Consider the following 12,217-nt stretch of genomic DNA (forward strand, 5'->3'; position numbering starts at 1 on the left):
AGCCCGGGGGGGGGGCCCCCCACCTGCCCGGGGCGCGCCCCCCGCGCGCTCTGCCCGATGGCGCTCGCTCCGCGAGCGCGGTTCGCGGCGCCCCACGCGCCGTCTTCCCTCGTCGCTCTGGTCCCTTCGCTCCCGGCGCTCCTCAGTCCAGACGACGCGCGCCGCTCACAGTGGGGTCAGGACTCCAGGACTTCGTGCGCGTCAGTCGAGCGCAGCGCGGCGACGTCCAGGGTGTCGCGGACGACCGCGGTGAAGTCGTCGGCTCACCCGCGTGCGGCGCCGACCTCGTCGAGGAGATCGTGCAGCGGAGGGAAGAGATCCGGGCCCGCGGCGATCGTGAGCTCCGCGCTCGGCGGGGTGCCGTGCAGGCCTCCGACGGTCCCGCCGGCCTCCTGGACGATGAGCGTCCCCGCGGCGAAGTCCCACTCCTGGGGGCCGCGTTCGTAGTAGGCGTCGATGCGGCCGGCGGCCACGGAGCACAGATCCACGGCGGCCGAGCCGCCGCGCCGGATGTCGCGGACGCGCGGCAGCACGCCCATTAGAGACTCCGCCTGGTGGGCGCGGCGTTCGGCGGAGTAGCCGAACCCCGTCGCGACCAGCGCCTTGTCCAGGGAGACGCCGGTGTTGCAGCGGAGCCGTTCGCTCGACCCGTCCTCGCGCATCAGGTGCGCGCCCTGTCCCCGGGCGGCGGTGTACAGCTCACCGCGCATCGGGACGGCGACGACGCCGACCACGACCTCGCCGTCGACCTCGGCGGCGATGCTCACGGACCAGTCGGGCAGGCCGTACAGGTAGTTGACCGTGCCGTCGATCGGGTCGACGATCCAGCGGACGCCACTGGACCCGCCGCTCTCGCCGCCCTCCTCGCCCAGGAAGGCGTCGCCGGGCCGGGCGGCCCGGATGCGGTCGACGATGAGCCGCTCGGAGGCCTTGTCCATCTCGGTGACGACATCGGTCGAGCTCGACTTGGTGTACGCGACGCCGAGGTCGGCCGGCCGCTTGTCGACGAGCATGACAGAGGCGACCTCAGCGGTGCTGATCGCCAGTTCGTACAACAGGTCCTGCACGTTCCCCCCTCGGGATCCGGGCTGCATGTCCGTCATCGGCCGGTCGGCACGCCGGCGCGGCGGCAGTGCCCCGCGGCGCAGTGGTCGGGGCGCGGTCCCAGGCTCCCCAGCGCCGGGCGGTCGGTCCCGTCGCGTTCGAGGAGCAGCTCGCGGACCATCGCGACGAACCGGGGATGGACACCGGGCGTGGCCGCCCGTTCGATCCGCAGCCCGAGGCGGCCGGCGAGCTCCGCCGCCTCGATGTCGAGGTCGTACTTGACCTCCATGTGGTCGGAGACGAATCCGACGGGCACGATGACCGCCGCGCGGGCGCCCTCGGCGTGGAGCTTCGCCAGGTGGTCGAGGATGTCCGGCTCCAGCCACGGCACGCTCGGCGGGCCGCTGCGGCTCTGGTACACCAGGTCCCAGGGACGGCCTTCCGCCACGACCGCGGAGATGTCGGTCAGCTCCGCGACGTAGTCCTCGCGGCCCGGCTGGGCGAGCGGCACGCTGTGGGCGGTGAAGACGACCCGGGCGTCGTCGCGCAGCTCGACGGGCAGCCGGTCGAGGGCGGCCCGGGTGTTCTCGATCATCGGCTCGACGAAGCCGGGGTGGTTGTAGTAGATCCGGAGCTTGTCCACCTCGGGGGCGTCCTCGACCTCGTCCCGGGCACGATCGATGTCCTCGAGGTACTGCCGGCAGCAGGAGTAGCCGCTGTAGGCGGACGTCGCGAACGCCGCCGCCCGGCGTACGCCGTCGGCCTTCATCTGCCGCAGCGTGTCGGCGAGGAAGGGATGCCAGTTGCGGTTGCCCCAGTAGACCGGCAGGTCGAGGCCGTTCGCGGCGAAGTCGGCCTCGATGGCGGCCTTCAGGTCGCGGCACTGCTGGTTGATCGGGCTGGCACCGCCGAAGTGATGGTAGTGCTCGGCCACGGCCTCGAGGCGTGCGCGCGGGACGCCCTTGCCCCGCGTGACGTTCTCCAGGAACGGCATGACGTCCTCGGGCTTCTCGGGCCCGCCGAAGGACAGCAACAGCAGCGCGTCGTACGGCATGCCCCCATCCAACCAGCCGCCCGCCGATGCCCGGCACCCCACCCGGCCCGGGCCTGGCGTGGGATCCGCGGGACTGACCTCGCCGTACGCGGGGCGCTCGGCGTTCCGGGCGGGACCGGTCAGGAGTAGCGGCGGGCGTACGCGCGGGCCAGGGACAGCACGTTGTTCACGTACGCGTCCGAGTGGTTGTAGGCGAAGACGGCGTGGTACAGGCCGCTGCCGCCGCGCCCGGCGCCGCTCGCGCACAGGTACTTGGCGGCGGCCGGCACCGCGTCGTACGGGTCCATGATGTCGGCCTTGCCGTCGCCGTCTCCGTCCACGCCGTAGATCCGCCAGGTCGCCGGCATGAACTGCATCGGGCCGAGCGCGCCCGCGCTCGAGGGCCCGGCGTTGCGCCCGTGGTCGCTCTCGATCTGCCCGATGGCGGCCAGCACGGTCCACGAGAGTCCCGGGCAGAGGCCGGCGGACTGCTGGTAGAGGGCGAGGTATGTGCCGGGGCGGCCGGAGGACGGCTGCTTCTGCGCCGGCTGCCCCTTCGGCTGCGTCGCGGACTGGTGCAGGTCGATCACCTGGCTGTTCCCGCCGACGACCTTGCGCAGCCGTGTCCCGAGGCCCCGGTCGGCCCCGGGCGCGTTCACGAGGAAGGCGATGTCGTGGACCAGACCGATCTTCCGCCCGGTGTCGCGTCCGACGAGCACGTTGATGCCCGGCAGGCCCAGCGAGCCGGAGCCGCCCATGGTGACGAACATCTGCGCCCTGCCGAGGACCGGGTACTGCATCGACTCGCGCAGCCCGAGCTGCTGCTGGACCTCGTCGGAGACGACGAACCGGTCCTGGGCGAGGGCGTTCCACAGCCCGTCGTTCTTGGCCGTGCCGGGCGGGGTCCAGGACCGGAAGGCCGACGGGTCGACGGCGAACATGTTCACCCGGCCGCCCTGGAGCTGCACGGCCCCGGCGTCCACGGTGATGACGTCGCGGACGCGCTTGAGGTGGGAGACCCCCTGCAGCTTCTCGGTGGTCACCGGGCGGTCGGCGACGACGAGGAAGTCGGGGTCCACGACGCGCTTCAGGGCGGCGGGCTGCTCGGTGTTCGGCACGACGGTGGTGACGGGCCCGGTGCCGTTCTCCGGCCCTGAGGCCGCCGCGTGCCCGCCCTTGGGCGCCCTCTCGGGTTCGGCGGTCACGATGTACACCGCGCCGCTCGCCGCGGTCGCGGTGGCCGCCAGCGCGATGGCCGCCACGGCGGTCGGGAGTCCTCTGCGAACGAAGCGTCTCATCGGTACTCCCAACGATCGGGCCCGGGCGGTAGTTACCCAACACTCGGCGGCACTTCGACAGGTACGGTTCGGACAAAGAAAAGATCCGCCCAGAATCGGCCTGGTCACGAGGCTCCATGATCACGCTCATGGGGTTGCCGAGACCAGGTGAAAGATGAGTAGATTTCGCCTTATGCCCCCTGTGACACCTCAGACCTGGCGGAATTGGGCCGGTAACCAGCGCGCCACCCCCCGGCGCGTCCTGACGCCCCGGTCCACCGCCGACGTCGTCTCCGCCGTCAAGGCCGCGGCCGCCTCCGGCCTGACGGTCCGCATGGCCGGCGCCGGGCACTCCTTCACCGACGCCGCCGCCACCGAGGGCCTCCTGCTCCGGCCGGACGGCCTCACGGAGCTGCGGTCGGTCGACACCGCCACCGGCCTCGTCACCGCCGAGGCGGGCATGCCGCTGAAGGTGTTCAACGCGCACCTGGAACAGCACGGCCTCGCCCTGGCCAACATGGGGGACATCCAGGAGCAGACCCTCGCCGGCGCGACGCAGACCGCGACCCACGGGACCGGGCGCGACGCCGCGGGCCTCGTGTCGCAGATCGCCGGACTCGAACTCGTGCTCGCCGACGGCAGCGTCGTCACCTGCTCCCGCGAGGACCGGCCCGAGCTGTTCGACGCCGCCCGCGCCGGCCTGGGCGCGCTCGGCGTCGTCACCGCGATCACCTGGCAGGCCGTCCCGGCGTTCCTGCTGCAGGCGCGCGAGGAACCAATGCGGTGGGACGAGGTCCTGGCGCGCCTCGACGAGCTCGCGGCCGAGAACGAGCACTTCGAGTTCTACTGGTTCCCGCACACCGACGGCTGCCTGACCAAGCGCAACAACCGGGTGCCCGGCCCGGCCGAACCGCTCGGGACGTTCCGGCACTGGCTGGACGACGAGTTCCTGTCCAACTCGGTGTTCGAGGTCGCGAACCGCGTCGCCCACCACGTCCCCCGCGCCATTCCGACGATCAACGGCGTGTCCGCGCGGGCCCTGGGCGCCCGGACGTACACCGACGTGTCGTACAGGGTGTTCACCAGCCCGCGGCGGGTCCGCTTCAAGGAGCAGGAGTACGCCGTCCCGCGCGAGGAACTGGCCGGCGCGCTCCGCGAGGTCCGTGCGCTCATCGAGCGCCGGGGCTGGCGGATCTCCTTCCCCATCGAGGTGCGCCTGCTGCCGCCGGAGGACGCCTGGCTGTCGATGGCGCACGGGCGGGACAGCGCCTTCATCGCGATCCACGTCTACCACGCGTCTCCGCACGAGGAGTACTTCCAAGGCGTCGAGGAGGTCCTGACGCCACTCGGCGGACGGCCGCACTGGGGCAAGCTGCACACGCGGGACGCGTCGTACCTAGAGGGCGTCTACCCGCGATTCGGCGACTTCCTGGCACTACGCGACCGGATCGATCCCGAACGCCGCTTCGCCAACCGCTACCTGACTCAGATATTCGGCACCTGAAACCCGTAGACTCGCTATGAATCGCATCCCGCTCGCGCGGCGTGCAGATCCCTCGCGCTCCGACCGGTAACCGCGTACGACCCCGAACCGTCAGCATCCACCGATCTCCCGACCGCGTCCCGTCCCAGCGGCCGCGTGAGCCACGCCAGTCCGACGGCATCACGCGGCAAAGGATCCACAAGAATGGTTAAGCCCCCCGTCGCCGCCGTCCCCGAGCGGGCAAGCTGGGTCGACACTGCGGGAACTTGACAAGGATCACGTCGTGAGGGCGGCGATGTTCGGACATGCCGGGTACGGTGCTGGCGGGCAGGTGTGTCCTGACGCGACACTGGTAGCACCGGGGGAAGGGCACGCATGCGCCCCGAGCCGCGTCGGACAGGGCACGAAAGGACACGCATGCAGGAGCTGCGCCTCGTCGCGGTCAGCGAGGACGGGTCGTACCTCGTCCTTGCCACCGCGGGCCGGGGCACCCGGTTCACGCTGCCTATCGATGATCGGCTGCGCGCCGTGGTCCGTGGGCATTTCTCCCGCCTCGGCCAGTACGAGATCGAAGTGGAGAGTCCTTTGCGTCCCAAGGAGATCCAGGCTCGTATTCGCGCTGGAGAGACAGCGGAAGAGATCGCCGAAACGGCAGGCATCCCGGTGGAGCGTGTCCGCTGGTTCGAGGGACCGGTTCTTCAGGAGCGCGAGTACATGGCCCAGCAGGCCCAGCGCGTGCCGATCCGACGTCCGGGTGAGTCCTCGCCCGCCCCTGCCCTCGGAGAGCTCGTCGAGGAGCGCCTCGGCCGGCGTGGCATCGACCTGGAAGAGGTCGAGTGGGACTCCCGTAAGTGCGAGGACTCGACCTGGCGGGTCAGCCTCTCCTTCTACTACGACGGCCGCCCCTACTCGGCGGAGTGGGCGTACGACCCCCGCCGGCGCCACATCTCGGCCGTGAACGACGAGGCCTCGCGCCTGTCCTCTCTCGACGTCGACGAGTCCGCCGACGACACCGTCACCCCGTTCGTCCCGCGCCGCGCCATGAAGATCGTCGGCGACCCCGTCCGCGAGCAGGCTCCGCCGCCCGGCCCCGTCGTCCCGGTCCCCGGGCCGGCCCGCCGCGAGGAGTTTCCGGCCGAGGAGCCGATGTTCGTCCGCGAGGTGCCGCGGCCGGCCCCCGCCGAGGAGCCCGTCGCGCGCGCCCCGCGTCCGCGCGAGGCCCGCCCGGAGATCGCGGCCAGGCCACAGGAGCTGACCGTGCCCACACGGCCCGCTCCCCCGGCCGCCGCCGAGCCCCCGGCTCCCGCACCGCAACCGGCCAGGCCGGAGCCCGTCGCCCCGCCCGCCGCCGAACACACCCCGGTGGAGGCCGCCCCGCTGGAGGCCGCCCCGCTGGAGGCCGCCCCGCTGGAGACGGCACGGGTGGAGACGGCGCCGGTGGAGGACAAGCCGGTCGAGGTCGAGCAGCCGCAGTCGCAGCGGGAGGTCGTCGAGGCCAAGCCGCAGGCACCCAAGCCGGCGCCGCCGAAGCAGGCCGCCGCGGCCGCCACGAAGCCCGCCGCCGCGCAGAAGCCGGCCCAGGCCAGGCCCGCCGCCCAGAAGCCGAGCCAGGCCAGGCCCGCGGCGCAGAAACCGGCACCGCAGAAGCCCGCGGACAAACCGGCCGAGAAGGCTCCGGAGCGTCCGGCCGCGGCCGCCACGAAGCCCGCGACCCCGCCGGCCGCCCCGGAGAAGCGACCGCCCGCCCGGAAGCGTGCCCGCAGCAAGCGCGCCTCGGTCCCGTCCTGGGACGAGATCATGTTCGGCGCCCGCCGCCCCGAGTAATCCCGGAGGTCACGGCTCCGATCATGCGGTGATCCCTGGCGATCACTGTGCTCTACGCACAGCACACGCCGGAGATTCGTCGTGGTCGACGGCCGTGACGGCCGATGCTCCGTAGGGGCGCCACCGCGCGGCTCGACGAGCCGGACGGATCCTTCACGACCAGGTCGAGCGGCGGCACCGTCGACTTCACGGTGCTGAGCTGCCGCGGAGACACCTTCGATCTCCACCGCGTGAGCCACATCAACGGCCTCGTCGGCACCGAACACATGGTCTTCTCACCCGACCACTGATCAACGGCAGCAGGTTCGGGCAAGAGCGCCGCGTGCGCTGATCCCTGGCCATCGCAGCACGCCTCACCATGATTTGAACAAAGCTCAAAACCTCTCTAGATTGTTTTTAACTTAGTTCAAAACGCCGGGAGGCATGATGCCGATTTCCGTCGCTCTCGCCGCGACCCTGCAGTTGGCGCTGACGGCGACGTTCGTCGTCCTGCCCGTCGTCGTCTACTTCTACGGAGGTTCCGCCCAGCGGGCGGCCGAAGCAGAGACGATCCGACAGGGTGTCCCGGTCGAGGTCCTGGCCGAGCATCGGATCAGGTTCGAGGAGAAGGCATGGGAGTTCCTGCTGGCGATCGGAATCGCCGCGGCCCTGGCGACGCTGGCCGGCCTCAACCTCTCCAGGATCAGGACTGGTCTGGTCCTGTCGTGGATCGCCGAACCGGTCGTCCTGGTCGCCGTGGGCTTCGTCTGCGCCAGTCAGGTGCTCGCCGTCCGCTACACCCAGGCGGCCTTCGCCAAGTCCGGCGACCCGAGGGTGCGAGAAATCGACGCCGCGGCGGTCATCGGCGCCGCCAGTGCGGCCATGCCCTCATGGATCCGGGCCGTGGTCGTCGTCCGCTTCGGGCTCGCGACGCTGGGTTCACTCCTGGTAATACTGCTCCTGTTGACGCCGTCGGCGAACGCCTACTTCCACTGACCGGGCTCGAATGCCGCCGGAATTCACGGCCCTGACACTCGGCGGCGGCGTGCTCATCCACCCGCGGACCGAGCGGCCAGGCGCGCTTCCAGGCCATCCAGGAGCGCCTGCAGACCGAACTCGAAGGTGGCCTCGTCCGGCAACGCGGTGCCCGCGTCGGCCGAGGGCATGGTGCGCGCCCGCAGGCGGGGAAACTCCTGCGCGATCCGACCGATACGCGCGAGAGCATCGCGCATCTGCCGCTCCTCATCGGCACCGGCCCGGCGCAAGCGGGCCCGCCACGCCGCCTCGGCGACCCCCCCTTGCGCGGCACCGATCACGAACATCAGCACCGACGCGGCGACCTGGTCGGCCTCTCGTTCGCTGAATCCCGCACCCTCATAGACGGCCAGGCAGTAATCGTCGTACCGCGCCTTGCCTGGACCGTAGATCAGGTGGGTGCTCATCGCAGGCACCATCCAGAAATGCCGGATGATCATGGTGTGGGCACCCTCCGCCAACGCCGCCGCGGCTGCCCGCCATCCGCGTCCGGCGATATCGGGCAACTCGATCTGGCCCCACACGTGGTCGGCCGCCAGCACCACCAGTTCGTCCTTGCTCTTGACGTGGTAATACATCGCCGTGGCCGACACGCCCAGCTGAGCTCCCAGCCGCCGCACGTTCAGACCGTTCACTCCTTCGCTGTCCAGCACCGCCACGGCCGCCTGGACGATCTGCTCCCGGGTCAACGTGTCACGCGGCATGTCGCCAACGTACCGGCGATCGAACAAGGCTCGACACCGACCGTGAAGCCTGATGCATCCGAACCAGAAACTAAGCAAAGGTTATAAGTTAGGCTTAGTATATGACCGACAAACCGGACGCTCATCAGATTTCCGAGGCTCTACTGGCCGGGATCACGATGCTGGTCCGCCGGGTACGGCAGGTGCAGGTCGACGACGAGCTCTCGCTGCACGAGAACTCGGCCCTGAAGCGGCTGAACCGCGCCGGCCCGGCCACACCCAGCGCACTGGCCCGGCTCGAACAGATCACCCCGCAGTCGATGGGGAGGACCGTGGCCGGGCTGGAGGCGCGCGGTCTGATCGAACGGCGCCCGGACGCGCAGGACGGCCGACGCGTGGTCCTGTCGCTGACCGAAGCCGGGCGGCAGGCGTTGCTCACCAGGCGTAACACGCGGATCGAGACGATCGCCGCGGCACTCTCCAGCGACTTCACAGGGCCGGAACAAGAGCAGCTCATGGCGGCCGCACGGCTGATCGAGCGACTCGCGGAGGGACTGTGAGCTCGACCGAGCAGAAGGGCGATCCGTCGGAGCACACGGCCACGCCGGGAGCACGCCGGCGGTCGGCGGACGACCGTTACCGCTGGGCGGCACTGACGAACACGACGGCCGCGATCTTCATGGCGGCCCTGGACGGTTCCATCGTCTTGATCTCCCTGCCCGCGATCTTCAGGGGGATCCGCCTGGATCCGCTGGCGACGGGAAACCTCGGCTATCTCCTGTGGATGATCATGGGCTACCGGCTCGTGCAGGCCGTTCTCGTGGTCCCTCTGGGCCGCCTGGGCGACATGTTCGGCCGGGTCAGGATCTACAACGCGGGGTTCACCGTGTTCACCGCCGCCTCCATCCTGCTGTCCTTCGACCCGTTCCACGGCGGTGGCGGCGCGCTGTGGCTGATCGGCTGGCGGATGCTGCAGGCGGTCGGCGGGTCCATGCTCACCGCCAACTCGGCCGCGATCCTCACCGACGTGTTCCCCGCCGACCGGCGTGGCTTCGCTCTCGGTATCAACCAGGTCGCCGGACTGGCCGGCCAGTTCGTCGGCCTGGTCGCCGGCGGCCTGCTCGTGCTCTGGGACTGGCGGGCGGTGTTCTGGGTCAACCTCCCGGTAGGGATCTTCGGAACGCTGTGGGCCTACGCGAAGCTCCGCGAACCCCGCACGCCGAGCCCCCGTACACCCGCCCGAATCGACTGGTGGGGCAACGTCACCTTCACGATCGGCCTCAGCGCGATCCTCATCGCCATCACCGAGGGCCTCCACCCCTATCACCACCACACCATGGGCTGGACGAATCCCGAGGTCATTGCCCTGCTCTCGGTGGGCGCCGCCCTTCTGGCGGCGTTCGTCGTGGCCGAGAGGAGGGCCGCCGAGCCGATGTTCCAGCTCGGCCTGTTCCGCATCCGCGCCTTCACCGCCGGCAACCTGGCCGGCTTCGCCAGCCGCCTGGCCCAGGGCGGCCTGCAGTTCATGCTCATCATCTGGCTGCAGGGCATCTGGCTTCCGCTGCACGGCTACGACTACGCCGACACTCCGTTGTGGGCCGGCGTCTACATGCTGCCGATGACCTTCGGCTTCCTGATCGCGGGTCCCGTCGCCGGCTGGATGTCCGACCGGCTCGGCTCCCGCGGCCTGGCCACCTCGGGCATGGCGCTGTACGCCTGCACCTTCATCGGGCTGACGCTGCTGCCCATCGACTTCCCGTACTGGGCGTTCGCCCTGCTCATCGCGGCGAACGGCATCGGCATCGGCGCCTTCAGTTCGCCCAACTCCTCATCGATCATGAGCAGTGTCCCCGCGTCACGGCGCGGCGTGGCCTCCGGCATGCGCGCGACGTTCCAGAACACCGGTATCGCGCTGTCGATCGGCGTGTTCTTCTCCCTCATGATCGCCGGGTTGGCCGCCAGCCTCCCGCACGCGCTGACCAGCGGACTGCGGCAGCAGGGCGTGCCGTCCCAGGTCGCCGAGCAGGTCGGCGCGCTGCCGCCGGTGGCCTCGCTGTTCGCGGCGATTCTCGGCGTCAACCCGGTCGAGCAGTTGCTCGCGCCCAGCGGGACGCTCTCCTCGCTTCCGGCGGGAAGCCGGCACGCCCTCACCGGGCGGGAGTTCTTCCCGAACCTGATCGCAGCCCCGTTCCACCACGGCCTGGTGGTGGTGTTCACCTCGGCCGCCGCCCTGGCCGTACTGGCCGCCATCGCGTCCGTGCTTCGCGGTGCCCCGGACACCAGGATCCGTCGGCGCGGCTAACGCGGCGCACCTTTCGGTTATTGGTCGGTAAATCGCGCCTTTTGGGCTTTCACAAAACCGGTATTGCATTCCTTGATCGTTTCGGTGCACCATGGCGAAGATCCGCTGACGATCTTGAGCAGCGGGTCCGACGGAGTTCCGCATCACGGAGAGGAGTCCGCAGCGATGTCGACCGTGACCGCAGACCACCCCCAACTCGATGTCCTGGATCCATCGCTCGACCTCGGTGAATTCATGATCGAGGGCACGACCAGAAGCAGCAGGGCGGGGACCCTGAGCAACTTCAACACCCCGCAGTACTTCTGGGTCTGACCAGGTCGGCGCGTGCACCGCGGGCTTCGGCCGGCGGTGCGCGCGTTCCCCGAGGTCCGGCACCCGGACACGACACCTGCTTCGGAGGCTGACGAGTGAATGACGTCTGGGAAGAGTCGGTCGAGCGCTTCACGGCGTACTTGCCGAAATCCGTGTCGACCTGGCTGGTGATCATCGATGCCGCCGCCCACGCACGCCTGGCGGCGTCCCTGCTGCCCCGGCTCGGCGACGATGTGCGGGTCCTCCGTCTCGGCGAGGTCTCCATCGACGACGTACGGGCGGCGGCACTCGAGTACGTCGACCAGGACCACGTCGGCCTCATCGGCTTCCATGCCCGGAACTATCCGGAGTACCAGGAGGCGCTGGTGCGCTTCGCCGACTGGCCGAGCCGCCGTGTGGCGCTGTGCCTCGAGGTCTGGGACGACAACTTCGCCCAACTCTTCGCCGAGGATCCGCAGGAGGTGGCCCGTCGGTGCGACGGGCTCCGCCGGCAGTTGACCGGCGAGCGGACGCTCACCTATCGGGCCGCCGACGACGCGACCGAGTTCCTCTCCTTCGACTGCGCTCCGGACGACTGGGTCGCCTACAGCGGACTGGAGGACTACGACTACCTCCTACCCAGCGGGGAGGTCGCGTGCGTCCCGGAGAGTGCGAGCGGCACCCTGCCGGTCGAGGGGTGGATCATCGGGACCATCCCGTTCGGCCGGAAGTACGGCCGGATCGGCCCTGGTGACCTCTCCGTCCGCATCGAGAACGGCCAGGCGACCGGCGTCACCGGGCGTAACACCGAGCTCTGCCGGGACCTGGAGATGGCGTTCGACCGGCTGCCGGGCGTGCGTTCGATCGGCGAGCTCGGGATCGGCCAGTCGAAGGCCGTCACCGAAGCGGCCAGATCACACAAGGCGGCGTTCACCTGGCACGAACGCAACTACGGAGTGCACATCGGGTTCGGCGCCGAGCTGAGCGAGACCGCCGACCCCGACCAGCGGGCCACCGCCCACCATCTGGACGTCGTACTCTCCCGCGGACGGCTGACCGGGCAGGCGGGACCACTGCTGACCTGGTGACCGCGTGAGACGGCACACCGGGGCGTGGCCGCGTCAGCGGCACCGCCCCGGATGCCCGGACCGCCTTATTTGATTTTTCGGGTGTAGATGACGCGGTCGACGAGGCGTTCGTGCTGGCCGGGTGGGGTGAAGTAGAGGTCGAAGGTGTGGTGGCCGTGTCTGTCGATGGTGATGACGG

General features: G+C 70.3%; 12 protein-coding genes. 8 read left to right on the top strand and 4 right to left on the bottom strand.

The window, feature by feature from the left end:
• Positions 1-263 precede the first annotated feature (263 nt).
• The 3 genes from AB0I04_RS54210 to AB0I04_RS54220 form a co-directional block, all read right to left on the bottom strand.
• Complete coding sequence (locus AB0I04_RS54210; RefSeq protein ID WP_360904582.1) at positions 264-1,067, bottom strand: inositol monophosphatase family protein; 804 nt, start codon at positions 1,065-1,067, stop codon at positions 264-266.
• 32 nt (positions 1,068-1,099) lie between these two features.
• The gene (locus tag AB0I04_RS54215; protein WP_360904585.1) at positions 1,100-2,098 is read right to left on the bottom strand and encodes a ferrochelatase; all 999 of its coding nucleotides are present in this window, start codon (positions 2,096-2,098) and stop codon (positions 1,100-1,102) included.
• 119 nt (positions 2,099-2,217) lie between these two features.
• The gene (locus AB0I04_RS54220) at positions 2,218-3,375 is read right to left on the bottom strand and encodes a lytic transglycosylase domain-containing protein (RefSeq protein ID WP_360904588.1); all 1,158 of its coding nucleotides are present in this window, start codon (positions 3,373-3,375) and stop codon (positions 2,218-2,220) included.
• 172 nt (positions 3,376-3,547) lie between these two features.
• On the opposite strand from AB0I04_RS54220, the gene AB0I04_RS54225 reads away from it, so the two are divergent.
• The 4 genes from AB0I04_RS54225 to AB0I04_RS54240 all read left to right on the top strand — a co-directional run bounded on the left by AB0I04_RS54225 (position 3,548) and on the right by AB0I04_RS54240 (position 7,636).
• Positions 3,548-4,858 (top strand): D-arabinono-1,4-lactone oxidase, encoded by a 1,311-nt coding sequence (locus tag AB0I04_RS54225; protein ID WP_360904591.1) that lies wholly within the window; start codon positions 3,548-3,550, stop codon positions 4,856-4,858.
• A 396-nt stretch (positions 4,859-5,254) separates the two neighbouring features.
• Positions 5,255-6,661 (top strand): septation protein SepH, encoded by a 1,407-nt coding sequence (gene sepH, locus AB0I04_RS54230; protein WP_360904594.1) that lies wholly within the window; start codon positions 5,255-5,257, stop codon positions 6,659-6,661.
• Positions 6,662-6,765: 104 nt separating this feature from the next.
• A complete protein-coding gene (locus AB0I04_RS54235) occupies positions 6,766-6,951 on the top strand; it encodes a hypothetical protein (RefSeq protein WP_360904597.1) in 186 nt (61 codons plus the stop codon).
• Positions 6,952-7,087: 136 nt separating this feature from the next.
• Positions 7,088-7,636, top strand: coding sequence for a hypothetical protein (locus AB0I04_RS54240; protein ID WP_360904600.1), 549 nt, complete (start codon positions 7,088-7,090; stop codon positions 7,634-7,636).
• A gap of 53 nt (positions 7,637-7,689) precedes the next feature.
• Here the strand turns inward: AB0I04_RS54240 and AB0I04_RS54245 are convergent, their stop codons facing one another.
• Complete coding sequence (locus AB0I04_RS54245) at positions 7,690-8,379, bottom strand: TetR/AcrR family transcriptional regulator (RefSeq protein WP_360904603.1); 690 nt, start codon at positions 8,377-8,379, stop codon at positions 7,690-7,692.
• 101 nt (positions 8,380-8,480) lie between these two features.
• On the opposite strand from AB0I04_RS54245, the gene AB0I04_RS54250 reads away from it, so the two are divergent.
• From AB0I04_RS54250 to AB0I04_RS54265, 4 genes are all read left to right on the top strand, one after another.
• Positions 8,481-8,918 (top strand): MarR family transcriptional regulator, encoded by a 438-nt coding sequence (locus AB0I04_RS54250; RefSeq protein ID WP_360904606.1) that lies wholly within the window; start codon positions 8,481-8,483, stop codon positions 8,916-8,918.
• Positions 8,915-10,660, top strand: coding sequence for an MFS transporter (locus AB0I04_RS54255; protein WP_360904609.1), 1,746 nt, complete (start codon positions 8,915-8,917; stop codon positions 10,658-10,660). Before AB0I04_RS54250 ends, AB0I04_RS54255 begins: the two co-directional genes overlap by 4 nt.
• Before the next feature lie 165 nt (positions 10,661-10,825).
• The gene (locus AB0I04_RS54260) at positions 10,826-10,972 is read left to right on the top strand and encodes a hypothetical protein (RefSeq protein ID WP_360904612.1); all 147 of its coding nucleotides are present in this window, start codon (positions 10,826-10,828) and stop codon (positions 10,970-10,972) included.
• Between the two features lie 95 nt (positions 10,973-11,067).
• Complete coding sequence (locus tag AB0I04_RS54265; RefSeq protein WP_360904615.1) at positions 11,068-12,039, top strand: hypothetical protein; 972 nt, start codon at positions 11,068-11,070, stop codon at positions 12,037-12,039.
• Positions 12,040-12,217 lie beyond the last annotated feature (178 nt).

This window comes from Actinoallomurus sp. NPDC050550 (genome assembly GCF_040655075.1).
In the GTDB taxonomy this organism is placed as follows: domain Bacteria; phylum Actinomycetota; class Actinomycetes; order Streptosporangiales; family Streptosporangiaceae; genus Actinoallomurus.